At 75.0% G+C, this 22,594-nt stretch carries 18 protein-coding genes; 7 read left to right on the top strand and 11 right to left on the bottom strand.

What is annotated here, in order from left to right:
* Positions 1-79 precede the first annotated feature (79 nt).
* Positions 80-319, top strand: coding sequence for a ribbon-helix-helix domain-containing protein (locus ABD254_RS00825; protein WP_344244684.1), 240 nt, complete (start codon positions 80-82; stop codon positions 317-319).
* Complete coding sequence (locus ABD254_RS00820; protein ID WP_344244682.1) at positions 319-633, top strand: type II toxin-antitoxin system PemK/MazF family toxin; 315 nt, start codon at positions 319-321, stop codon at positions 631-633. The genes ABD254_RS00825 and ABD254_RS00820 overlap by 1 nt, the downstream gene beginning before the upstream one ends.
* 20 nt (positions 634-653) lie before the next feature.
* Here ABD254_RS00820 and glgX read toward each other — a convergent pair whose 3' ends face one another.
* Positions 654-2,942 carry a glycogen debranching protein GlgX gene (gene glgX / locus ABD254_RS00815; protein ID WP_344244680.1) on the bottom strand — a complete coding sequence of 763 codons (2,289 nt, stop codon included), beginning with the start codon at positions 2,940-2,942 and terminating at the stop codon, positions 654-656.
* Between the two features lie 188 nt (positions 2,943-3,130).
* Between glgX and ABD254_RS00810 the strand changes: the two genes are divergently transcribed.
* Genes ABD254_RS00810 through ABD254_RS00800 form a run of 3 tightly spaced genes read left to right on the top strand, consistent with a single transcriptional unit; the run spans position 3,131 to position 6,100 of the window.
* On the top strand, positions 3,131-3,934 hold the full coding sequence (locus ABD254_RS00810; protein WP_344244678.1) for an electron transfer flavoprotein subunit beta/FixA family protein: 804 nt from the start codon (positions 3,131-3,133) through the stop codon (positions 3,932-3,934).
* 11 nt (positions 3,935-3,945) lie between these two features.
* Positions 3,946-4,980 (top strand): electron transfer flavoprotein subunit alpha/FixB family protein, encoded by a 1,035-nt coding sequence (locus ABD254_RS00805; RefSeq protein WP_344244676.1) that lies wholly within the window; start codon positions 3,946-3,948, stop codon positions 4,978-4,980.
* Between the two features lies 1 nt (position 4,981).
* Entirely contained in the window at positions 4,982-6,100 is a 1,119-nt protein-coding gene (locus ABD254_RS00800; protein WP_344244674.1) for a ThiF family adenylyltransferase, read from the top strand.
* A gap of 58 nt (positions 6,101-6,158) precedes the next feature.
* On the opposite strand, the gene ABD254_RS00795 is transcribed toward ABD254_RS00800, so the two are convergent.
* The 10 genes from ABD254_RS00795 to ABD254_RS00750 all read right to left on the bottom strand — a co-directional run bounded on the left by ABD254_RS00795 (position 6,159) and on the right by ABD254_RS00750 (position 18,593).
* On the bottom strand, positions 6,159-6,437 hold the full coding sequence (locus ABD254_RS00795) for a MoaD/ThiS family protein (protein WP_344244672.1): 279 nt from the start codon (positions 6,435-6,437) through the stop codon (positions 6,159-6,161).
* 2 nt (positions 6,438-6,439) lie between these two features.
* Positions 6,440-7,555 (bottom strand): GTP 3',8-cyclase MoaA, encoded by a 1,116-nt coding sequence (gene moaA / locus ABD254_RS00790; protein WP_344244670.1) that lies wholly within the window; start codon positions 7,553-7,555, stop codon positions 6,440-6,442.
* Positions 7,556-7,559: 4 nt separating this feature from the next.
* Entirely contained in the window at positions 7,560-7,895 is a 336-nt protein-coding gene (locus tag ABD254_RS00785; RefSeq protein WP_344244668.1) for a DUF6457 domain-containing protein, read from the bottom strand.
* A complete protein-coding gene (gene mobA / locus ABD254_RS00780; RefSeq protein WP_344244666.1) occupies positions 7,892-8,746 on the bottom strand; it encodes a molybdenum cofactor guanylyltransferase in 855 nt (284 codons plus the stop codon). The genes ABD254_RS00785 and mobA overlap by 4 nt, the downstream gene beginning before the upstream one ends.
* Complete coding sequence (locus tag ABD254_RS00775; protein ID WP_344244664.1) at positions 8,743-10,119, bottom strand: molybdopterin molybdotransferase MoeA; 1,377 nt, start codon at positions 10,117-10,119, stop codon at positions 8,743-8,745. The genes mobA and ABD254_RS00775 overlap by 4 nt, the downstream gene beginning before the upstream one ends.
* Before the next feature lie 97 nt (positions 10,120-10,216).
* On the bottom strand, positions 10,217-11,443 hold the full coding sequence (locus tag ABD254_RS00770; RefSeq protein ID WP_344244662.1) for an MFS transporter: 1,227 nt from the start codon (positions 11,441-11,443) through the stop codon (positions 10,217-10,219).
* Between the two features lie 73 nt (positions 11,444-11,516).
* A complete protein-coding gene (narI, locus tag ABD254_RS00765; RefSeq protein WP_344244660.1) occupies positions 11,517-12,278 on the bottom strand; it encodes a respiratory nitrate reductase subunit gamma in 762 nt (253 codons plus the stop codon).
* Positions 12,269-12,979 carry a nitrate reductase molybdenum cofactor assembly chaperone gene (gene narJ / locus ABD254_RS00760; RefSeq protein ID WP_344244658.1) on the bottom strand — a complete coding sequence of 237 codons (711 nt, stop codon included), beginning with the start codon at positions 12,977-12,979 and terminating at the stop codon, positions 12,269-12,271. The genes narI and narJ overlap by 10 nt, the downstream gene beginning before the upstream one ends.
* Positions 12,976-14,745 carry a nitrate reductase subunit beta gene (gene narH, locus ABD254_RS00755; RefSeq protein WP_344244656.1) on the bottom strand — a complete coding sequence of 590 codons (1,770 nt, stop codon included), beginning with the start codon at positions 14,743-14,745 and terminating at the stop codon, positions 12,976-12,978. The genes narJ and narH overlap by 4 nt, the downstream gene beginning before the upstream one ends.
* Positions 14,742-18,593: a nitrate reductase subunit alpha gene (locus ABD254_RS00750; RefSeq protein WP_344244654.1), complete on the bottom strand. Its 3,852-nt coding sequence runs from the start codon at positions 18,591-18,593 to the stop codon at positions 14,742-14,744. The genes narH and ABD254_RS00750 overlap by 4 nt, the downstream gene beginning before the upstream one ends.
* A 258-nt stretch (positions 18,594-18,851) precedes the next feature.
* Between ABD254_RS00750 and ABD254_RS00745 the strand changes: the two genes are divergently transcribed.
* The gene (locus ABD254_RS00745) at positions 18,852-19,697 is read left to right on the top strand and encodes an alpha/beta hydrolase (protein WP_344244652.1); all 846 of its coding nucleotides are present in this window, start codon (positions 18,852-18,854) and stop codon (positions 19,695-19,697) included.
* A 156-nt stretch (positions 19,698-19,853) separates the two neighbouring features.
* The gene (locus ABD254_RS00740) at positions 19,854-22,583 is read left to right on the top strand and encodes a helix-turn-helix transcriptional regulator (protein ID WP_344244650.1); all 2,730 of its coding nucleotides are present in this window, start codon (positions 19,854-19,856) and stop codon (positions 22,581-22,583) included.
* Positions 22,584-22,594 lie beyond the last annotated feature (11 nt).

Genomic DNA, 22,594 nt, shown 5'->3' with positions numbered 1-22,594 from the left:
AGTCTGGCAGAGGACCGGTTCCGGGGACACGGGTGACATTCCCTCGACGCCGTGCATCCCACAGCGGTACCGTCGTGGGATGACGACGCAGATCGCGGTGCGCCTGCCCGACGAGCTCGTGGCCTGGGTGGACCAGCAGGTGGCCGAGGGAAAGACGCGCAGCCGCGCCTCCGCCGTCGAACGCGCGCTGCGGAGGGAGGTGCGGCGGCAGCTCGCCGAGCGCGACGCGGAGATCTACGCGGCGACGAGGCCCGAGGATGACGAGCTTGCAGGCATGGACGAGTGGAGGCGTATCCGCGAGTACCCGGAGCTCGACTGATGCGGCCGATCCATCTGGTTCGGCTCGACAAGACACGGCCGGCGGTGGTGCTGACGCGTGAACCAGTGCGATCGCGGCGTCGGTGGGTCTCGGTGGCGCCGATCAAGTCGAAGGCGCTCGGACTCGCCACGGAGGTGCTCGTGGACGAGCGCAACGGCATCGAACACGGGAGTGCCGTCGACTGCGACAGCATCCAGACCGTGCTCGTCGACGACGTCGGCCGGCAGGTCGGCTTCCTGCTCGACGGCCAGGAGGAGGACCTGGCCCGAGCGATCTCGACGGCGTTCGACCTGGCGGACTTCGGCCCGCTGTAGTCCGATGCGGAGTACCCGCGCTACCGGCCGAGGAAGACCTCCACGCTCAGCGACTCGAGCGTCCCGCCGTCGGTCTCGTCGTCGCCGGGGTCGTCGTCGGGCGGCTCGGGCCGGTCCCAGGTGGAGCTCCACACCCGCTCCCACGCCTCGCCGCCCGGGGGAGGCGGCAGCGTGACCTCGACGTCGTCGAGCCCGCCGTTGACGACGAGCAGCACGTGCGCGTCGTCGTCGTCCGGCCCGGGGCGCAGCATCTGCACCACCCGCCGTCCGGCCACGGCCCACGCGTCGCGGTCCATGGGTGCGCCGTCGGCGGTGAACCACAGCAGGTCGGGCTGGTCCTCGCCCGGGCGCGGTGTGCCGAGGAAGAACGAGTCCGCGCGCAGGGCGGCGTGCTCGGCGCGCAGGGCGAGCAGGTACCGCGTGGTCGCGAGCAGGTCGCGGGCGGCGTCGTCGAGGTCCCAGTCGACCCACGAGATGGCGTTGTCCTGCGCGTACGCGTTGTTGTTGCCGCCCTGGGAGCGCCCGAGCTCGTCGCCCGCGGTGAGCATCGGCGTGCCGGCCGCGAGCAGCAAGGTGGCGAGCAGGTTGCGCTGCGAGCGCCGGCGCAGCGGCACGACGGCGGACCACGGCTCGGTAGCGGCGTCGCTGCCGTCGGGCGCGTGACCCTCGACGCCGTGGTTCCACGACAGGTTGTGGTCCGACCCGTCCCGGTTGTCCTCGCCGTTCGCCTCGTTGTGCTTGTGGTCGAACGCGACGAGGTCGGCGAGGGTGAAGCCGTCGTGGGCGGTCACGTAGTTGACCGACGCCACCGGGCCGCGCATCAGCGGCGGGTCGGAGTGCCCGAACAGGTCGGCCGACCCCGCCAGGCGGGTCGTGAGCTCGCGCAGCCCGTGCAGCTCGCGGCCGTGCGAGCCCTCGCGGGGCGCGTCGAGCCAGAAGCCGCGCGCGGCGTCGCGGAAGCGGTCGTTCCACTCCGCCATGGGCGGCGGGAACTGGCCGGTCTGCCAGCCGCCCGGCCCGACGTCCCACGGCTCGGCGACGAGCTTGAGGCCGCTCAGCACCGGGTCGGTCTGCAGCGCGACGAGGAACGGGTGGTCGGGCGTGAAGCCGTGCGCGGCACGACCGAGCGTGGTGGCCAGGTCGAAGCGGAACCCGTCGACGCCGACCACCTCGGCCCAGTACCGCAGGGAGTCGAGCGCGAGCTGCACCACGCGCGGGCGGCGGAAGTCGAGCGAGTTGCCGGTGCCCGTGACGTCCGCCAGCGCGGCCGGGGAGGCCCCGTCGTGCAGGTAGTAGCCGGCGTTGTCGAGGCCGCGCCACGAGACGTGCAGCGAGTCGTCGCCACCCTCGCAGGTGTGGTTGTAGACGACGTCGAGCAGCACCTCGATGCCCGCGGAGTGCAGCAGGTGCACCATGCCCCGGACCTCGTCGAGGACGGCGGCGGGGCCGGCGTCCTGCGCGGCGCGGGTGGCGTAGGCGGCGTGCGGGGCGAAGAAGCCGAGGGTCTGGTAGCCCCAGTAGTTCGTCAGGCTGTGCGCGACGAGCCGCGGCTCGCTCGCGAACGCGTGGATCGGCAGCAGCTCGAGCGTCGTGATGCCGAGGTCGCGCAGGTGCGCGACTGTGGCCGGGTGCGCGGCACCCGCGTACGTGCCGCGCAGCTCGGGCGGCACGCCGGGGTGGCCCATCGTCAGCCCGCGCACGTGCGCCTCGTAGACGACCGTGTCGGCCCACGGCACGCGCGGGCGGGACAGCGGCGGCGGGCCCGGGTGCGACGGCACGACGACGGAGTGCGGCACGTGGGCGAGCGAGTCACGGTCGTCGGCGGCGCCGTATCGGTGGGCGATCCACCACCGGCCGTCCGGGTCGTCGTCGCGGGCCTCCGGGTCCCGGGGCGCGCTGACCGCGCCGAGCGTCTCGGGGCCGTAGGCGAGGTCGCCGACGAGCCCGCGCGCGTACGGGTCGACGAGCAGCTTGGCCGGGTTGTGCCGCTGGCCGGCCTCCGGGTCCCACGGGCCGTGGGCGCGGAAGCCGTACCGCTGGCCTGGCCGCACGTGGGGGACGTGCGCGTGCCAGACGCCGTACGTCGGGCCGTCGAGCGGGACGCGCCGCTCGGCGTAGCGCGCCGGGTCGTGGGGCGGCAGGTCGGGGGAGACGACGTCGATCAGGCACAGCTCGACGCCCGTCGCGTGCGCGGCCGCGACCGCGACGTCGACGCCGCCGTCCGGCGTCGGGTGCACGCCCAGCGGCGGCACGTGGCTGCGGCGTGCGCTGGGCCGGACCAGCGGCGTGACCTTCGGGCGCGACTCCATGGGGACATGGTGCCCGCGGTGGTGGGCCGGCGCCCGCCACCACTCCGGACGACGGGTACCGCGGGCGGAGCGGCGTTCCCGGACGCCGGACGAGCCACCGTCCGCGGCCGTGCGCGCGGGTAGGCTCGGCAGCGTCGGCCGCGGCATCGCGCGGCCTGTGGTCACACGCGAGCTGGAGGTCGTCGCCCGTGCGCATCGTCGTCACCGTGAAGTACGTGCCGGACATCAACGCGGATCGGCGGTTCGACGGCTGTCGCGTGGACCGGGACCCGTCGGTCGGCACGCTGAACGAGCTCGACGAGAACGCGCTGGAGGCCGCGCTGCGGATCTTCGACGGCCTGCCCGACGACGAGCGCGAGGGCAGCGAGGTCGTCGCGCTCACCATGGCCCCGGCCGAGGGCGACGTGGCGCTGCGCAAGGCGTTCCAGATGGGCGTGGACCGCGGCGTCCGGGTGACGGACGACGCGCTGGCCGGGTCGGACTACTTCGGCACCGCGGCGGCGCTCGCGGCGGCCGTGCGCCGGCTCGAGGCCGAGGCGCCGGTGGACCTGGTCATCACCGGGATGGCGGCGCTCGACGGGCTCGGCTCCGTGGTGCCGGCGCTGCTGGCGGCCGAGCTGGGCCGTCCCGCGCTCACGCTGGCCAAGAAGGTCGACCTCGACGGCGGCACCCTGTCGATCACCCGCGAGACCGACGAGGCCGCGGAGACCCTGACCGCGCTCCTGCCGGCCGTGCTGTCCGTCGCGGACACCGCGAACACGCCGCGGATGCCGAACTTCAAGCTCATCATGGCGGCCCGCACCAAGCAGGTGGAGGCCTGGTCGGCGGCCGACCTGGGTCTGGACGCGTCCGCCGTCGGCGACACCGGCGCGCGCACGGAGGCGCTGAGCGCCGCCGCGCGCCCGCCGCGCCCGGAGGTCGAGCTGGTGGCCGACAAGGGCGCCGGCGGAACGGCCCTGGCCGAGTACCTCATCCGCAACGAGCTGGTCTGAGGGAGAGAACCATGACCGAGCCCACCCAGACCCAGCCCGACGCCAACCGCACCGTCCTCGTCCTGCTCGACCCGGCCACCGAGGTCCGCTCCAGCGTGCTGGAGCTGTTCACCCTCGCCCGCACGCTGGGCCGCGTCGAGGCCGTGACCCTCGAGGCGCCCACCGTCGAGGTCCTCGCCCAGCTCGGCGCGTACGGCGTGGAGACCGTGCACCAGGCCGAGCTCCCGACGTCCGCGCTCGCGCCGGCCGGCGGTGGCGACGCCCGGCACCTGCCCGGCGTCGTCGGCGCCGCGCTCGCCGCGGCCGTGCGGCACACCGACGCCGACGTCGTGCTGGCCCCCGCGAGCTTCGCCGCGAAGGAGGCCGCCGCCCTCGCCGCGCACGCGCTCGGCGCGGGCCTCGTGATCGACGCCGCGTCGGTCGGCACGGACGACGACGGCCGCCTGGTGGCGGGCAAGCGCGTCTTCGCGGGGGCCTGGGACACCCGGTGCGCCGTGACCGCGGACGTCGCCGTGCTCACCGTGCGCGCGAACGCCGTCGTGCCCGAGCCCGCACCGGCGGCCGTCGCGACCGAGGTCGAGGGCTTCGCCGTCGACCTGGGCGGCGCGGCGCCGCTGCCGACGCTCGTGGAGCGCACGCCCAAGGTCCGCGAGGCCGGGCGGCCCACGCTCGAGGAGGCCGCGCTCGTCGTGGCCGGCGGGAGGGGGACGGGCGGCGACTTCGGCCCCGTCGAGGACTTCGCCGACGCCCTCGGCGCGGCCGTCGGCGCCTCCCGCGACGCCGTCTTCGAGGGCTGGTTCGACCGCTACATCGGGCAGACCGGCGTCACCATCGCGCCGCGCCTCTACGTGGGCGCGGGCATCTCGGGCGCGCCGCACCACCGCGGCGGCATGCAGGCGTCGCAGGTGATCGTGGCGGTGAACTCCGACCCGGAGGCGCCGATCTTCGAGATCTGCGACTTCGCCGTCGTCGGCGACCTCGGGGACGTGCTGCCGCAGGCGGCGGCCGCGATCCGCGCCCACAAGAACGGCTCGCAGGAGGCCTGACGTGGCGCTCGGCCCGCTCGTGCCCGCCCGCGGCGACCTGGCCGGGGGCGAGCGGCGGCGCACCTCCCGCCAGCTCCTGCTCGACGGGTTCGGGCCCGAGGCACAGGCGCGCCTGGCCGGGTCACGGGTGCTCGTCGTCGGGGCGGGCGGCCTCGGCTCGCCGGTGCTGCAGTACCTCGCGGCGGCCGGGGTGGGCACGCTCGGCGTCGTGGACGACGACGTCGTGGAGCCCTCGAACCTGCAGCGCCAGGTGCTGCACGGGGCCGACGACGTCGGGCGGGCGAAGACCGCGTCGGCCGCGTCGGCGCTGCGGTCGCTGAACCCCGGGGTCCGGGTGAACCTGCACTCCGAACGCCTCGACGAGGCCTCCGCGCGTGGGATGCTCGAGGGGTACGACCTCGTCGTCGACGGGTCGGACACGTTCATGACCCGTTACACCGTGTCCCACGCTGCGGCAGTACTGGGGCTGCCGGTCGTGTGGGGCACGGTGCTCGGTTGGGACGGCCAGGTGTCGGTCTGGTGGTCGGCGGCGCCCGACGGCCGGGCGATCACCTACCCCGACGTCTTCGGCCCGCGTCCCGACGCTGAAGGGGAGTCCTGCGAGACCGTCGGCGTGCTCGGCCCCGCGTGCGGCGTGGTCGGCGCGACGATGGCGGTCGAGGCGGTCAAGCTGCTCACCGGCACGGGCGACGTCGCCCTCGGCCGGCTGCTCGTCTACGACGCGCGCACATCCGCGTGGGACGCCGTCGACCTCGCCGCCCCCGCTGCCTCCGCGGCCGGCGCGCGACCGGACGTCACGGCGGCCCCGCTTCCCGCCGGGCTCACGTCGACGGGGACGGTCCCGGACGGGGTGCTGGTGCTGGACGTCGGGCCGCGGCCGGGGGCGACCGACGTGCGCGGCGTCGTCGGCGGCGACGAGACCGGTGGTGGCGCGCGGGAGGCCGTGTGGGTGCGGCTCGAGGACCTGGCGGCGGGCGACTACCCGACCGAGCTGCTGGAGCACCCCACCGACGCACCCGTCGTCGTGGTCTGCCCGACGGGGCTGCGGTCGCGCGGCGCCGCGCGGCTGCTCGAGGCCGACGGCTGGAGGGACGTCCGCCCCCGCGCCGCCCGCCCCTGAGACCTGTCAGAACCACGCGAGGCCATGGCCGGTCCCGAGCCCGACACGTCGGCGCGGGTCAGCCGCCCGCGAAGGGCGGCAGCAGGTCGAGGCGCGCTCCGGCGGGCACGACCTCGGACGGCGCGGCGCGGCGCCCGTCGAGCAGCACCGAGCAGCGCGCCAGCACCGGCGCGGCGGACGGCGTGCCGTCGGCCAGCCGCGCGACGACGTCGGCGACGGTGGCCCCGGCGTCCAGGGACAGCGTCTCGGCCGTGCGGCCCAGCGCGGCCCGGGCCGCGGCGAAGTACCGCAGCTCGACGACGGCGTCGGTCGGGACGCCCGTGGTCGTGTCCGTCATCGTCATCCTCCGATGGCGCTCATCGTGCGCTCGGGCTGCTCGAACCCCTCGTCGAACCCCGTGTCGCTCATCCCGTGCCCGGCGGCCTTGCCCCACATCGCGCCGCGCCAGAGGTCGGCGAGCACGTGGTCACCGGCCCCCGCGCGCAGCGGGCCGAGCAGGTCGGTCTCGGTGTGCGCGAAGAGGCAGTCGCGCACGCCGCCCTCGGCGGTGAGGCGGGTGCGACGGCAGTCGCCGCAGAACGGCTCGGTGACGGACGCGATGATCCCGACGCGACCGAGGCGCTCGCCCCGGCGCCCCCCTGCCCGGCCGCCCGGCGACCGCACGACGAACCGCTCGGCGGGTGCGCCGTCGCGCGGCTCGTCGTCCGGCTCGAGCGTGAACCGCTCGCCGAGCAGGCCCCGCACCTCGGCGGCGGTGACCATCGCGGCGCGGTCCCAGGCATGGTCGGCGTCGAGCGGCATCTGCTCGATGAACCGCAGCTCGAAGCCTCGCTCGAGGCACCAGGACAGCAGGTCGGCGGCGTGGTCGAGGTTCACGCCGCGCACCAGGACCGCGTTGATCTTCACGACGTCGAAGACGTCGGCCGCGGCGGCGATCCCCGCCAGCGTGCGCTCGAGGAACGGGCGGCGGGCGAGGGTGGCGAACGTGTCGGGGTCGAGCGTGTCGAGGGAGACGTTCACCCGGTCGAGGCCGGCGTCCCGAAGCCGGGCGGCGCGCGCGTCCAGCCCGACGGCGTTGGTCGTGAGGCTCAGCTCGGGGCGCACGGGCAGGGCCGCGCAGTCGGCGACGATCTCGACGAGGTCGCGGCGCAGCAGCGGCTCGCCGCCCGTGAACCGCACCTGCCGCACGCCGAGGTCGCGGGTCGCGATGCCCACCAGGCGCACGATCTCCTCGCGCGTCATCACCGAGTCCTTCGGCAGCGTGGGCAGTCCCTCGGCGGGCATGCAGTAGGTGCAGCGCAGGTTGCAGCGGTCGGTCAGCGAGACGCGCAGGTCCGTGGCGACGCGCCCGAACGAGTCCACCAGCGCGCCCGTGGCGGGGCGGTCCGCGGGCAGCCGCACGTCCGGCACGCCCGCGGCGGGCAGCCGCGGCATCCCCAGGGCGACGGTCGTCATCCGATCAGCTCCCCGTGTCCGTGGCCGTGCCCGACGACGCGTCGGCCGGCGCACCCGGCCCGGGGTCCCGCCAGGACAGCGCGAGGGCGCCCGCGCGCTCGACGACGTCGGCGCCGGCGTCGCCCCGCGCGGTGGCCAGGCCCGCCGCGTACCCGGCGGCGAACGTCGTGACGGGCGCGGCCGGCCGGGCGACCTGGTGCGCGGCGTCGCGGGCGAGGTCGAGGACCGCGCCGACGTCGACCGTCCGCGGGGGCAGGCCGAGCTCTGCTTCGAGGGCGTCGACCCACCGGTCCAGCACGCCGGAGCCGGGCTCGTGGCCGCGGGGGGTCTGGTCGGTCATCGGGTTCCTCCCTTGGGCGGGTCGTGTGGTGCTGCCGGGTGCGCGGGCACGGGGCCCTCGGTGCGCCCGGCCTGCTCGTTCTCGTCCACGCCGCCGCGGGCCTTCCCGGCCACGTCGTCGTGGACTCCTACCGTAAGGCGTCGCACGTCGTCCCAGGTGTCGACGTCCACGCTCAGGCCGAGGTCGTCGGGCACGCGGACGCACGACAGCCCCGCCACCAGGCGCCGCACCGGCACCCCGTGCAGGCCGCGGGGACCGGCGAGCGCGTCGAGGGCGGCGCGCAGCGCGTCGTGCCGGTACAGCCCGACGAGCCACTGCTCGCGACCGTCGCGCTCCAGGAACGCGCCGTCCGGGCCGCCGGCCGCGTCGGGGCGCGCGACGGCGGCCCGCAGCCGCGGCACGGCGGCGTCGGCGCGCGGGACGTCGACGGCGAGCACGAGCACCCAGGGCGCCGGCCCCGCCGGCCCAGCCGACCCGGTCGACCCTCCCGACCCGGCCGACCCTCCCGACCCGGCTGACCCTCCCGACCGGGCCCCGCGGCCCCGGGCGAGCGCCCGCAGGCCGGCGTCGAGCCCGGCGACGGGGCCGCCGAACGCCGGCTCCTCGCGGGTGTGGACGACGTCCCGGGCGCCGAGGACCGGCGCCGCGGGCGCGCTGGGTCGCGCGGCGTCCGCGGGCTCGGGCCCGACGACGACGGTGCGGTCGGCGTCGCGGGTCGCGGCCAGCGCGTGCTCCAGCAGGGTCGCGCCGTCGACGACGAGGGTCGGCTTCGGGACGCCGCCGAGCCGGCTCGCGCGGCCGCCGGCCAGGACGACGGCGTCGAACCGGTCGCCTCCCTCGTCGCCGGTCACGGCGACCCCGGGCCGGGCGAGCCGGTGCCGTCCAGAGGCAGGACGTCGAGCTCGTCGCCGGCCTCGACCTTGGTCGTGCCGTCGGGAACGACGGCGAGCGCGTCCGCGCCGAGGAGCGCGGACGTCGCGTGCCCGCCCGCCGCGCCGTCGGGGGCCTCCGCGCGCTCGACCTCGCCCGACGCCAGGGTGCGCACCGGCACCACGTGCACCCGGCCGGGCGGGCTCGACCACGCGCCCGCCGCGCGTCGGCGCACTGTCGCGGGCGGCACCCGCCCCGCGAGGACGGCGACCGCCGGCCGCACGAAGAGCGCGAACGAGACGAACGCGCTCACCGGGCTGCCGGGCAGCGCCACCCACGGGACGCCCCGCCAGCGCGCCAGGGCCTGCGGCCGGCCCGGTCGCAGCGCCACGGCCGCGACGTCGACGTCCCGCAGCCGGTCGTCGGGGGAGGCGAGCACCGCCCGCACGACGTCCGACGCCCCCGCCGACACCCCGCCCGTCGTCACGACCAGGTCCACGTCCGGCCCCGGCCCCTCTCCGGACCTCACGCCCACGGCGTCGTCGAGGGCGGCGCGCAGCGCGTCGGCGTCGTCCGGCACCGCGCCGACGCGCACGGCGTCGGCGCCCGCGGCGCGCACCAGCGCGGCGAGCAGCAGCGAGTTCGAGTCGGGGATGCGGCCGGCGGCGGGGGCCGGGGCGACGGCCCCGGCATCGGCCGGCACGAGCTCGGAGCCGGTGGACAGGACAGCGACGACCGGCCGGCGCCGGACGCCGAGCGCCACCAGGCCCGCGGACGCGGCGACGGCCACGAGCGCCGGCGTCACCGCGTCGCCCGCGCGCGCGAGCAGGTCGCCCGGCCGCACGTCCTCGGCGCGACGACGCACGTGCGCGCGCGGCTGGCGGGCGAGGGTCACCTCGCGCTCGGTCGTCGGGCCGCCCGCGACGAAGCGACCGGTGGACGTGCGCTCGACGGGCACGACGGCGTCCGCCCACTCCGGGACGGGCGCGCCCGTCATGATGCGCACCGCCCCACCGCCGCCCCCGCCGGCCGGGGCCGGCGCGCCGGGCCGGGCGTCCCCGACGACGGGCAGGGTCACGGCCGACCCGTCCGCCGGCAGGTCCGTCAGCCGCACCGCGTACCCGTCCATCGCCGCGCCGTCGAACGGCGGGACCGGGGCGACGGCGCGAACGTCGTCGCCGAGCACGCGGCCCGGCGCCCCCGCGGCCAGCGCCGCCAGCGGGACGTCCTGGACCGGCAGCGGCGCGACCCGGCCCAGGACGGCCGCGACGTGCTCGGCGACCGAGCGCAGGACGCGCGCGGGCTCGTCGTGCCCGCCGTCGTGCCCGCCGTCCGGCGAGGGGTCCGTCGTCATACGTGCACCGTAGGCCGTCCCCGTGTCGCCCGTGCGGCGAGGTCCTCACGGCCACGACCGTGGCGCGGTGCGCCCGGCCGCCCGCCCGACCGCGCGGTCATCCCACGTTCGCGCGCACGCGCTTGCGCACCGGGCCCAGCGTGAAGAGCAGCGTGAGGAGGGCGGTGAGGGCCAGCAGCCCGAATCCGATGCCGTAGTCCCCGTTGGCGCCGTAGACCGCGCCCATGATGAGCGGCGGGATGAAGCCGCCGAGGCCGCCGGCGGCGCCCACGACGCCCGTCACGGCCCCCACCGTCCCGGGCGGCGCCATCTTCGCCACCAGGGCGAACGTCGCCCCCGAGGACGCGCCGAGCGCGGCCGCCATCCCGAGGAACGCGATCGTGGCGCCCGGGATCAGGGCGGGCTGGAAGATGATCACCGCGGCGAACACCGTCACCACCGAGAAGCACGCGATCGACACCGGGACGCCGCCGATCTTGTCCGACAGGGTGCCGCCGAGCGGGCGGCACACCACGGCCAGCACCACGAACCCGGCGGTGCGGAACGACGCGTCGCTGGCACTGAGCCCGTACGCGTTCTGCAGGAAGGTCGGCAGGTACACGGAGAACGCGACGAACCCGCCGAACCCGATCGCGTACAGCCACGAGAGCTGCAGCGTGGCGGGGATCTTCAGGGTCGCCCAGGTACGGGCCCACATGCCGCCGCCGCCGGGCGACCAGGCCGGCGAGTCCTGCAGCATCGTGCGCGACACCAGGGCGAAGACCGCCAGCGCCACCGCGACGATGACGAACGGGGCGCCGTCGCCCCACGCGTCCCGGATCGGCACGGTCGAGAAGGACGCGATGGCCGTGCCGCCCATACCGGCGCCGAAGATGCCGATCGCGGTACCGCGCCGTGCCGGCGGGTACCAGTTGTTGACGAAGGGGACGCCGATGGCGAACGTCGTGCCGCCGAGGCCGAGGAAGAACCCGCCGATCAGCAGCCAGACCAGGCTGTTCGCGACGAACCCGATGAACAGCACGGGCACGATCGTCAGCAGGCTGCACAGCGGGAACATCACCTTGGCGCCGAAGCGGTCGGTGAGCGCCCCGATCGGGATGCGGCCGAGCGAGCCGACGATCACCGGGACGGCCACCAGCACCGAGACCTCGAAGTCGGACAGCGCGTACAGCTGGCCATAGCTGTTGCCCAGCGGTCCGAGCAGGGCCCAGGCCCAGAAGCAGATCGCGAACCCGATCGTCGCGAGCGCCAGCTGCGTGGTGTTGCCGTCGACGGCGGGCGCGGCCGGCGCGTCGGTCGGGCCGGTGGACGGTGCCGAGGTCATCGTTCCTCCTGGGGCGTGGCGGGCTGGTCGGGTCGGCGGACGGTCGGGTCGGCGGACGGTCCCGGTGGTCGGGTCAGCGCGGCGGGCGGCCGGTCGGGTCCCACCCGGGGCGCGGCGCCCGCGAGGTCACCGACGCCTCGCGCGAGCGGTAGACCACGTACGGGCGGAACGGGTACTGCACGGGGGCGGAGAACGCGTGCACCAGCCGGGTGAACGGCCACAGCGCGAACAGCAGCATCGCCACGACGATGTGCACCTGGAACGCCGCGGGCACGCCCGCCATGAGCCCGGGTTCCGGCTGCAGGTACCACAGCGACCGGAACCAGGGGGAGATGGTCTCCCGGTAGTCGTAGCCGTGCCCCCCGGCGAGGATCTGGGTCTGGACGGTCGCCCACGCGCCGGACAGGAGCGACCCGGCGAGGAACACGTACATGAGCTTGTCCGTCTTGGTGGTCGCCAGGAACACCGGCCCGGTGGAGCGGCGGCGGTAGATGAGGATGAGCAGGCCGGCGACGGCGACGACCGCCGCGAGCGAGCCCATCCACGTCGCGACGAAGTGGTACTGGGCCTCGGAGACCCCTACCGCCTCGGTCCACGACTTCGGGATCACCAGCCCCAGGAAGTGCCCGAGGACGACGAAGATCAGGCCGAAGTGGAACAGGGGGGAGCCGTAGCGCAGCAGGCGCTTCTCGTACAGCTCGCTGGACCGGGTGGTCCAGCCGAACTTGTCGTACCGGTACCGCCAGACCGACCCCACGACGAGCATCGCGAAGGTCACGTACGGCACCACCACCCACAGCACGATCTTGTCGGCGCCCGCGTCCGTCAGGCCCATGGCAGGTCCTCCCCGTTGCCGCTGCCGTCGCCGTACCCGCTCAGTCCCACCAGCTCCGCCGGGGGGCCGGCCGTCACCAGGTCCGCCACGCGCGCGGCCGTCGCGGCGTCGACGGGCGGCAGGGTGAGGCACACGGCCTCGACCGCGGCCGTCCACGGCGAGCGCTGTGCCGCGAGCGCCGAGCGCAGCACCTCGATGCCGTCCCGGTGCGCCGCCAGCAGCGCGGCGGCGATCTTCGCCCCGTCCTCGTCGCCGCGGGCGGACAGCTCGAGGACGGTGGGCAGGTAGTCGGGCAGCTCGTCGCCGGTGGTCTCGAACCCGGCGGCGCGGTATGCCTCGACGAACCGGACCAGCGCCGAGCCGCGGCGGCGGGTGTCGCCGGCGGCGTAGTACGACAGGTACATCGCGCACCGGCGCTTGAGGTCGAAGGTCGCGACGTAGTCGGCCTGCAGGGCGGCGGGGTCGCCGTCGAGCAGGGTCGTGGCGAGGCCGGCGAGGCGGTCGCGCACCGGCGCCGGCAGGCCGCCGACGGCGTCGCGCACGGTGAGCGCGGCCGTGCGCGTCTCGTCGTCCGGGTAGGCGAGCAGCACCGCGGCGGCCATGTGCGCGACCGCGCACTGCGCGCGGTCGAGCGCCACCGGCGCCATCGGGTCCAGACGCCTGGCCCGCACGCCGGGGCGGGGCAGGAAGGCGAGGCTCATCGTGCGCTCCCCGGTCCGGAGCTGTCGGAGCCGCCGGGCTCCTCGTGCGTGGCGTCCTGCCGGCCACCCGGCAGGGTGCCAGGACTGCCGGGGGGCGCGCCGCCCCCGCCGTCCTCGGACGGCGGGAACAGGCCCGTGGGACTCCCGTTGCCGTCCCAGTTGAGCAGGTTCACCCGCCCGGGGGTGGACGGCCCGTAGGGGGAGTCGGCGGTCTGCCGGTTGGCGAGCACGTGGAAGTTCTCGACCGCCACGGGCGTGGGCTGGCCCGATGACGACCCGAACGGCCCGGCGCCGCTCATGCCCTGGCCGCCCATGCCGGGCCCGCCCTCGACGTCGAGGGAGCAGGCCATCTCCTCCAGCTCGCGCGCCACCTCGGTGTGCGCGGTGGGGATGACGTACCGCTCCTCGTACTTGGCGATGGCGAGCAGCCGGTACATCTCCTGCACCTGGTCGCCCGACATGCCCACGGCCGCGGCGGTCTCCTCGGGGAACTCGCGCCCGAGGTTCACCTCCCGCATGCCGGAGCGCATCGCGGCCAGGCGCCGCAGCACCCGCTCCACGGGGGCCGTGTCGCCGGCGGTGAACAGCCCGGCCAGGTACTCGAGCGGGATGCGCAGCTGCGAGATGGCGGCGAACAGGGTGCGCCCGTCCTCGCCGTCGTTGCCGGAGCTCGCCACGACGTCCACGACGGGCGACAGCGGCGGGATGTACCAGACCATCGGCAGCGTGCGGTACTCCGGGTGCAGCGGCAGCGCGACCTCGTAGTCGTGGATGAGCTTCCAGATCGGGGAGCGCTGCGCGGCGGTGATCCAGTCGTCGGGGATGCCCTCGCGGCGGGCCGCGGCGACCACCTCGGGGTCGTCCGGGTCGAGGAAGACGGAGCGCTGCGCGGCGAACAGGTCCTGCTCGTCCTCGGTCGCGGCGGCGGCGCCCACCTTGTCCGCGTCGTACAGCACCAGGCCGAGGTAGCGCAGGCGGCCCACGCACGTCTCGGAGCAGACGGTGGGCAGCCCGACCTCGATGCGCGGGTAGCACAGCGTGCACTTCTCGGCCTTGCCGGTCTTGTGGTTGAAGTAGACCTTCTTGTACGGGCAGCCGGTGACGCACATGCGCCAGCCGCGGCACTGCTCCTGGTCCACCAGCACGATGCCGTCCTCGACCCGCTTGTACATCGCGCCCGACGGGCACGACGCCACGCACGACGGGTTGAGGCAGTGCTCGCAGATGCGCGGCAGGTAGAACATGAATGTCTGCTCGAGCTCCTCGGCGACGTGCTCGCTCATGTGCTTGAGGATCGGGTCGTCCTGCATCGTCGCCGTCGAACCGCCGAGGTCGTCGTCCCAGTTCGCCGACCACGAGATGGACAGGTCGTCGCCGGTGAGCAGCGACTTCGGCTTCGCCACCGGGGTGTGCTGCCCCTGAGGCGCGCTGAGCAGCATGTCGTACTCGTAGGTCCACGGCTCGTAGTAGTCGTGGATGGACGGCAGCTTCGGGTTGTGGAAGATCGACGCGAGCTTCTTCGCCCGGCCGCCCGCGCGGAGCTTGAGCTTGCCCCGCTTGGTGCGCTCCCAGCCGCCCTGCCACCTCTCCTGGTCCTCGTACGTGCGCGGGTAGCCCAGGCCGGGCCGCGTCTCGACGTTGTTGAACCACACGTACTCCGTGCCGGTGCGGTTCGTCCACGCCTGCTTGCACGTCACCGAGCAGGTGTGGCAGCCGATGCACTTGTCGAGGTTCATCACCATCGACATCTGCGCCATGACCTTCACGAGTAACGCACCTCCTGGCTGCGGCGTCGGATGACGGTGACCTCGTCCCGCTGGTTGCCCGTGGGCCCGAGGTAGTTGAAGGCGTACGTGAGCTGGCCGTAGCCGCCCGCCAGGTGGGTGGGTTTCAGCAGGATCCGGGTCAGCGAGTTGTGGATGCCGCCGCGCAGCCCCGACGTCTCGGCGATCGGCACGTCCACCGTGCGGTCGGTGGCGTGGTGCATGTACACGGTGCCCTCGGGCATGCGGTGGGAGACGACGGCGCGCGCCACGACGACGCCGTTGCGGTTCACCGCCTCGATCCACTCGTTGTCCGCCACGCCGATCTTGGCGGCGTCCTGCGGGCTCATCCAGACGTTGGGACCGCCGCGGGACAGGGACAGCATGAACAGGTTGTCCTGGTACTCGGAGTGGATGGACCACTTCGAGTGCGGGGTGAGGTACCGGACGGCGACGGCGGCGTGTCCGGTGGCGCTGCCGTCGTCGGTGGTCCCGGGGGGTGGGGAGTCGCCGTACAGGCGGTGCAGGTCCAGCGGCGGCCGGAACACGGGCAGCTGCTCGCCCAGCTCGATCATCCAGTCGTGGTCGAGGTAGAAGTGCTGGCGCCCCGTCAGCGTGTGCCACGGCTTGAGCCGCTCCACGTTGACCGCGAACGCCGTGTACCGGCGCCCGCCGTGCTCGGAGCCGGACCACTCCGGGGACGTGATGACCGTCGTCGGGCGCGACTGCACGTCGGGGAAGGTCACGCGCTTGGCCTGGTCGTCGCGGGCGAGGTCCGCCATCGGCTGCCCGGTGCGGCGCTCCAGGTTCTCGAAGCCCTGCACGGCGAGGCGGCCGTTGGTCGTGCCCGAAAGCGCGAGGATGGCCTCGCACGCGTGCGTGTCGCGGTCCAGCCGCGGGCGCCCCGCGGCCGGCCCGGAGGTGACGAGGCCGTTGACGTGGCCGAGCTTGTCCACCTCCTCGTCCGGCATGAACGCGACGCCCTTGGTGGCCATGCCCTTGGTGTCCGTCAGCGGCCCGAGCGCCGCCATCCGCGCGGCGAGCGCCGGGTAGTCGCGCCGCACCACCTGCAGCCGCGGCATCGTGACGCCGGGGACCAGCTCGCGCTCGGTCATCGGGGCGCCCGCGTCGGTCAGCGTGCCGTGCGGCACGGCCAGCTCGTCGGGGGAGTCGTGCAGCAGGGGCGTGGCCACCAGGTCCTCGCGCACGCCCAGGTGGGTCTCGGACATCTGCGACACGAGCCCGGCGAGGGTGTGGAACGTGTCGAAGTCGGTGCGGGTCTGCCACGGCGGGTTGATCGCCGGGTTGAACGAGTGCACGAAGGGGTGCATGTCCGTGCTGGACAGGTCGTGCTTCTCGTACCAGGTGGCGGCCGGCAGCACGACGTCGGAGAACAGGGTGGTGCTCGTCATCCGGAAGTCGAGCGTGACCAGCAGGTCGAGCTTGCCGCGCGGCGCCTCGTCGCGCCACGTCATCGACGCCGGGCGGCGGCCGGGCTCGGACTCCTCGGCGAGCACGGCGGAGTCGGTACCGAGCAGGTGCTTGAGGAAGTACTCGTTGCCCTTGCCGGACGAACCGAGGATGTTCGCCCGCCAGACCGTCAGCACCCGCGGGAAGTTCGCCGGGTCGTCGGGGTCCTCGCAAGCGAACCGGAGCGTCCCCCTCCTGAGCTCGTCCACGACGTGCTGCTCGGGCTCCTTGCCCGCCGCGCGCGCCTCGTCGACGAGGTCGAGCGGGTTCCGGTCGAACGTCGGGTAGCTGGGCATCCAGCCGCGCTGCGCGGACTCCACCAGGGCGTCCGCCGTCGTGCGGCCGGCGAGGCGTCCCGGCGCGAGCGGGGAGGCGAGGGCGTCGGCCGGCATCCCGTCGTAGCGCCACTGGTCGGTGGCGAGGTAGAACCAGCCGGTGCCGATCATCTGCCGCGGCGGGCGCACCCAGTCCAGACCGCCGGCGTACTGCGCCCACCCGGTGATGGGCCGGCACTTCTCCTGGCCCACGTAGTGCGCCCAGCCGCCGCCGTTGACGCCCTGGCAGCCCGTGATGGTCGTCAGGGTGAGGAACGCGCGGTAGATGGTGTCGGAGTGGAACCAGTGGTTCGCGCCCGCGCCCATGATGATCATCGACCGGCCGCCGGAGTCCTCGGCGTTCTGCGCGAACTCCCGGCCGATCTGCGCGGCGTCCGCCGCCCGTACGCCGGTGATCTCCTCCTGCCAGGCCGGCGTGCCGGGGGCCGACGCGTCGTCGTAGCCCGTGGGCCAGTCGCCCGGCAGGCCGAGCTCGGCACGCTCCACGCCGTACTGCGCGAGGAGCAGGTCGAAGACGGTCGTCACGAGGTGCCCGCCGACCCGCCGGGTCGGCACCCCGCGCGTGAGCACGCCCTTGCCGCCGAGGTGCGCGTCCTCGGCGCTGGTGGTCGAGCGTGCGCCGTCCTGAGCCTGTCGAAGGGTCGAGACCTCGCCTGGCAGGACGTCGAACCGCGGCAGCAGCACGGCCACGCCGGGCTCGGCGGGCTCGACCGGGGGGGCGTCCGCCACCGACAGGATCGGGTCGACGTCGCCCAGGTCGAGGTTCCACTTCCCCTCGCCCGCGTCGCCGTACCGGTCCGCGAGGGTGCCGTTCGGCGCGACGACGGAGCCGTCGGCGTCCAGCAGCAGCGTCCTGAAGTGCGGGTTGGCCAGCGACGAGGCACCGGGCAGGGCGTCGTCGTCGAGGTCCGACGCCGTGAGGAACTTGCCCGGCGTGTACGCCCCGTCGCGCTCGTCGAGCCGCACCAGGAACGGCGCGTCGGCGTACGTCTTGAGGTACTGGGCGAAGCGCTCCGTGCGCCTGTCCACCAGGAACTCGCGCAGGATCACGTGCCCCATCGCCATGGCGAGCGCGCCGTCCGTGCCCGGCTGCGGCGCGAGCCACTGGTCGGCGAACTTCGTGTTGTCCGCGTAGTCCGGCGAGACCGACACCACCTTGGTGCCGCGGTAGCGCGCCTCGGCCATGAAGTGCGCGTCCGGGGTGCGGGTCACCGGGATGTTCGAGCCCCACATGATGAGGTACGAGGAGTTCCACCAGTCCGCGGACTCCGGCACGTCCGTCTGGTCGCCGAAGACCTGCGGGCTCGCGACCGGCAGGTCGGCGTACCAGTCGTAGAACGACAGCATCGTGCCGCCGAGCATCTGCACGAACCGCGCCCCGACGCCGTGGGACACCATCGACATCGCCGGGATGGGGGAGAAGCCCGCGACCCGGTCCGGCCCGTACTCGGAGATGGTGTGCACGTGCGCCGCCGCGACGATCTCCGCCGCCTCGTCCCACGTGGCGCGCACCAGCCCGCCCTTGCCGCGCGCGCCCTTGTACGCCCGCGCCGTGGCGGGGTCGCTCGTCACGCGCCGCCACGCGAGCACCGGGTCGCCGCCCACGGCGGCCTTCGCCTCGCGGTACGCGTTGAGCAGGACGCCGCGCACGTACGGGTAGCGCACCCGGGTGGGGGAGTAGGTGTACCAGGAGAACGCGGCGCCGCGCGGGCAGCCGCGGGGCTCGTACTCCGGGGAGTCCGGGCCGACCGAGGGGTAGTCCGTCTGCTGCGTCTCCCACGTGATGATGCCGTCCTTGACATACACCTTCCACGAGCACGAGCCCGTGCAGTTCACGCCGTGCGTGGAGCGCACCACCTTGTCGTGTGACCACCGGTCCCGGTAGAAGACGTCGCCCTCGCGCCCGCCCTTGAGGAAGAGCTGGCGCAGGTCGTCGGAGACCTCGCCCTTGCGCAGGTGCTTGCCGAGCCTCAGGAGCGACTCGGCCGCCCCGGTCGGCGGTGCCGCCCCGGGCTCGACGTCGGCGGTCGGACGGGTGGTCGACATGCGCACTCCTGGAGCTGGGGGGAACCGAAGAGTCACTGCTTCGCATCATCGAGCCCGGTGGCAGGTCGCGCATGTCGAGTGCGCTGTGGCAGGGGCTCGGCCGACGGTCGGACGGTCCTGGTCACGGCCCGCGAGACGCTGCGGCGAACGATGGAGCCGGGCCGACGAGCCGGACGTCGGACTACGCACGGCACGTGGTCCGCGCGGGCCGGCCCCCGGCGAGGGTGGGTAGCCCCAGAACCTGTCGAAGGAGCTGCCATGTCCTCGCTCGCGATCCGGTCACGCCGCGTCGTCGCGGCCCTGATCACCGTGCTCGTCGCCGTCCTCGGCCTGGGGCCGCTCACCGCGTCGGCGGGGCCCTCGGGCGCCTCCGCCGACGTCGCGGCGGGCCGCCCCACCGCGCCCAGGCCCACCGTCGTCCTGGTCCACGGGGCGTTCGCCGACTCCAGCGGATGGACCGTCGTGGCCGAACGGCTGCAGGACGACGGCTACCCGGTCCTGGCCTTCTCGAACCCGCTGCGCGGCATCGAGCACGACTCGGAGTACCTGCGGATGTTCCTCGAGACCGTGGAGGGTCCGATCGTCCTGGTGGGGCACTCGTACGGCGGTGCGGTCATCACGAACGCGGCGACGGGCAACGACCAGGTGAGGTCGCTCGTGTACGTGGCCGGCTACGCGCTCGACGAGGGAGAGTCGGTCGCCGAGGCGAACGCCCTGGGCGGGGGCCACACCGACGTGATCGACCACCTCGTGCTGCGCCCGTTCCCCGAAGCCGGGGAGAACAACGCCGACGCCTACATCGACCCCGAGTGGTTCCCGCGGCTGTTCGCCCAGGATCTCCCGCGGCGACTGGCCGAGACGATGGCGAGCTCACAGCGACCGGGTGCCCTCGCTTCCCTCGTCGCTCAGTCGGGTGAACCGGCGTGGAAGACGATCCCGAGCTGGTACGTCGTGGCGAAGGACGACCGCATCATCCCCCCGGAGGCGGAGCGGGTCATGGCTCAGCGGGCCGGCGCGACGACGGTCGAGATCCGCAGCTCGCACTCGGTGATGATCAGCCACCCCTTCCAGGTGCTGCACGTCATCAAGCAGGCCGCGAAGTAGCGGATGCCTGCACCGCTCACGATCGGCCCTGCCCGCACCGCCTCACCCAGCCGGGCAGGGCCCGTCGGGGCGGCTCGTGCCCGCGGCAACACCCGTCCCGGGTGAACTTCGCACCGGGCCGCGCATCGGTGGGAGCGCTTCCCTACCGTGTTCCCCGTGCACCGCCCCGGCGGCCTGCTCGGCCGCGAGAGTGAACAGCGACGGGTCGTCGAGATGATCGGCGCGGCCCGCAACGGGCACGGCAGCGCCCTGCTGGTCCTGGGGGAACCCGGGATGGGGAAGACGGCGCTGGTCGACGACGCGTCCCCGGGTGCCGGGATGCAGGTGCTGCGACTGGACGGGTTCGAGTCGGAGTCGGCCATGCCGTACGCGGCGGTCGAGCGGTTGACAGGGCAGCTGCGCGAGCACCTGGCCCAGATCCCCGAACGACAGCGGCTGACGCTTCGCGTGGCGTCGGGCGCCGCCGAGGGCTCCCCGCCGGACCGGTTCCTGGTCGGTCTCGGCGTGCTCAGCCTGCTCGCCGCCGCGAGCACCCGGCGGGGGCTGCTCTGCACGGTCGACGACGCGCACCTCCTCGACCGCGAGAGCTTGGAGGCGTTCGCGTTCGTCGCGCGCCGGCTCGGCGTCGAGCGGGTGGCCCTCCTCGTCGCCGGGCGCGAGGAGCGCGGCCTGGACGCGGTGCTGCGTGGCGTGCCGGTCCTCCGGCTCGCGGGTCTGTCCCCCGGGCCGGCGGCGGCGCTGCTGAACCGGTCGGTGACCGGCCCGTTCACGCCGACCGCCACCGCGGCGATCGTCCGCGCGACCGAGGGCAACCCGCTGGCGCTGGTCGACCTGGCGGCCGACCCGTTGCTCCGGGAGATGACCGACCTCGGCCTCGGCCCCGACCCGGTTCCCGTCGGGCAGCACCTGGAGGCGCACTACCTGCGCCGCGTCATGCACCTGCCCGCCGAGTCGCAGCGGTGGCTCCTGCTCGCGGCGGCCGACTCCACCGGCCAGCACGGGCTGCTGGAGGCCGCGGGCGCCGCGCTCGCCCTCGACCCCGCCCGCGGCGACGACGCGGAGGCGGCGGGCCTCGTGCACCTGGACCCTGCCGTCGGGTTCCGGCACCCCCTCGTCCGCTCCGCGGTGTACGGGTCGGCGTCCCGGGCCGAGCGCCGGCGGGTCCACGGGGCGCTGGCGGAGGCGGCCGCGAAGCTCGGCCTGGTCGAGTCCGAGGCGTGGCACGCGTCGCGCGCCGTGAGCGGGACCGACGAGGACGTCGCGGAGCGCCTCGTGCACGCCGCCGAGCTCGCGGGCCGGCGCGGCGGCTCGTCGTCGAGGGCGAGCATCCTCGCCCGTGCGGCCGAGCTCACGCCGGCGGGGCCGCTGCGCGGCGAACGCCTGGTCGGCGCCGCCGAGGGAGCGCTGGAGGCGGGCGCCGCCGACGTCGCGGGGCGCCTGCTCGCCGGCGTCCGGGACGCGGAGGTCGACCGCGTGACGCGCGGCCGGGCGATCCTCGTCCGCAGCGCCGCCGCGCTGTTCGTCGGCGATCCCGACGGCGTCCGGGCGTCCACGGCGGAGCAGCTCCGCGCGGCCGACGAGTTCCACGGGCACGACGTCGAGCGGGAGCAGCGGGCACTGCTCCAGGCGTTCGAGCGGTGCAGCAGCGCGGACCGGCTCCTCGTCGGCGTCGACGTCCAGGCGCTGGGACGCCGGATCGCGGTGGGGGCCGGGGCCCCCGGGCCGGCGTCGGTGATCCTCCGGGGGATCGCCGCCCTGATCCTCGAGCCCTACGACCGCGCCGTCGGCCCGGCGCGGGCGGCGTTCGACGCGATCCTCGGCCTTCCCGACCGGCAGATGCTGCACCTGGGCACCCTGATCGCCGCGATCGGGGCGTTCCTGTGGGACGACGCCGGGCGTCGCGCCGGGCTGGAGCGGGCGATGCGCGCCGCCCGGGACACCGGTGCCCTGCAGGCGCTCGACACCCTGCTGTGGGTCGGGGCGCTCTCCGAGCTCATGGGCGGCACGGTGACCCGTGCCCGCGCGTACGACGGGACGGTGCGCGAGGTCCGCCGGGCCATGGGCTACGACGGTGAGAACGTGGTCAACGCCGCGGTCATGGCGTGGAACGGCGACCCGGAGCCCACGGTCGACGCCATCGGGCAGGGCGCTGCCGCGGCCGGGTGGGGCGGGGTCGAGGCGTCGACGACCGCCGCGCTCGCTGTGCGGAACCTCGCCCAGCGGCGCTACGGCTCGGCCTTCGAGCGTCTGCACCCGCTGGTGGCGGACCCGTTCCTGCAGGTCACGCCGCTCCACCTTGCCGACTACGCCGAGGCGGCCGTCCGCAGCGGCCATCGCGAGGACGCGGCGCGAGCCGCGGTCGCGCTGGGCGAGAGGGCCGAGGTCAACGGGTCCGCATGGTGCCGCGGACTCGCCGAGCGCGCCCTGGCCCTCGCCGGTACCGACGACGTCGAGTCCCGCTACCGGGCGTCGATCGACGCCCTCGCGACGACCGGCGCCGTGGTCGAGCTCGCGCGCTCGCACCTCGTCTACGGCGAATGGCTACGACGGGCCCGCCGGCGGCGTGACGCCGCCGCGCAGCTGCGGCTCGCCTCGGACCACGCCGCCCGCGGCGGCGCGACCGTCTTCCAGGACCGGATCCACGCCGAGCTCGTCGCGGCGGGCGGCTCGGCCCGGGCGCCGGTGCCCACGTCCGGCCCCGACCTGACGACGCAGGAGCGGGCCGTGGCGAGGATGGCGGCCTCCGGGCGGACGAACGCCGAGATCGCGGCCCGCATGTTCCTGAGCCCCAACACCGTCGACTACCACCTGCGCAAGGTCTTCCAGAAGCTCGGCGTCACGTCCCGACGCCAGCTCGCGGACCACCTCGGCCCGGTCGCGCCGTAGCGCTCGCCCGT

The sequence above is a fragment of the Isoptericola hypogeus genome, assembly GCF_039531145.1.
Taxonomy (GTDB): domain Bacteria; phylum Actinomycetota; class Actinomycetes; order Actinomycetales; family Cellulomonadaceae; genus Isoptericola; species Isoptericola hypogeus.
The sequence above is the reverse complement of the archived record's forward strand: the minus strand, read 5'-3'. Positions and strand labels throughout refer to the sequence as shown.

Coding starts and splice junctions, on each gene's coding strand:
- ABD254_RS00825 (WP_344244684.1), top strand. CDS start 80: ATGACGACGCAGATCGCGGTGCGCCTGCCCGACGAGCTCGTGGCCTGG.
- ABD254_RS00820 (WP_344244682.1), top strand. CDS start 319: ATGCGGCCGATCCATCTGGTTCGGCTCGACAAGACACGGCCGGCGGTG.
- glgX (WP_344244680.1), bottom strand. CDS start 2,942: ATGGAGTCGCGCCCGAAGGTCACGCCGCTGGTCCGGCCCAGCGCACGC.
- ABD254_RS00805 (WP_344244676.1), top strand. CDS start 3,946: ATGACCGAGCCCACCCAGACCCAGCCCGACGCCAACCGCACCGTCCTC.
- ABD254_RS00795 (WP_344244672.1), bottom strand. CDS start 6,437: ATGACGGACACGACCACGGGCGTCCCGACCGACGCCGTCGTCGAGCTG.
- moaA (WP_344244670.1), bottom strand. CDS start 7,555: ATGACGACCGTCGCCCTGGGGATGCCGCGGCTGCCCGCCGCGGGCGTG.
- ABD254_RS00785 (WP_344244668.1), bottom strand. CDS start 7,895: ATGACCGACCAGACCCCCCGCGGCCACGAGCCCGGCTCCGGCGTGCTG.
- ABD254_RS00775 (WP_344244664.1), bottom strand. CDS start 10,119: ATGACGACGGACCCCTCGCCGGACGGCGGGCACGACGGCGGGCACGAC.
- ABD254_RS00770 (WP_344244662.1), bottom strand. CDS start 11,443: ATGACCTCGGCACCGTCCACCGGCCCGACCGACGCGCCGGCCGCGCCC.
- narI (WP_344244660.1), bottom strand. CDS start 12,278: ATGGGCCTGACGGACGCGGGCGCCGACAAGATCGTGCTGTGGGTGGTG.
- narJ (WP_344244658.1), bottom strand. CDS start 12,979: ATGAGCCTCGCCTTCCTGCCCCGCCCCGGCGTGCGGGCCAGGCGTCTG.
- ABD254_RS00750 (WP_344244654.1), bottom strand. CDS start 18,593: ATGTCGACCACCCGTCCGACCGCCGACGTCGAGCCCGGGGCGGCACCG.
- ABD254_RS00745 (WP_344244652.1), top strand. CDS start 18,852: ATGTCCTCGCTCGCGATCCGGTCACGCCGCGTCGTCGCGGCCCTGATC.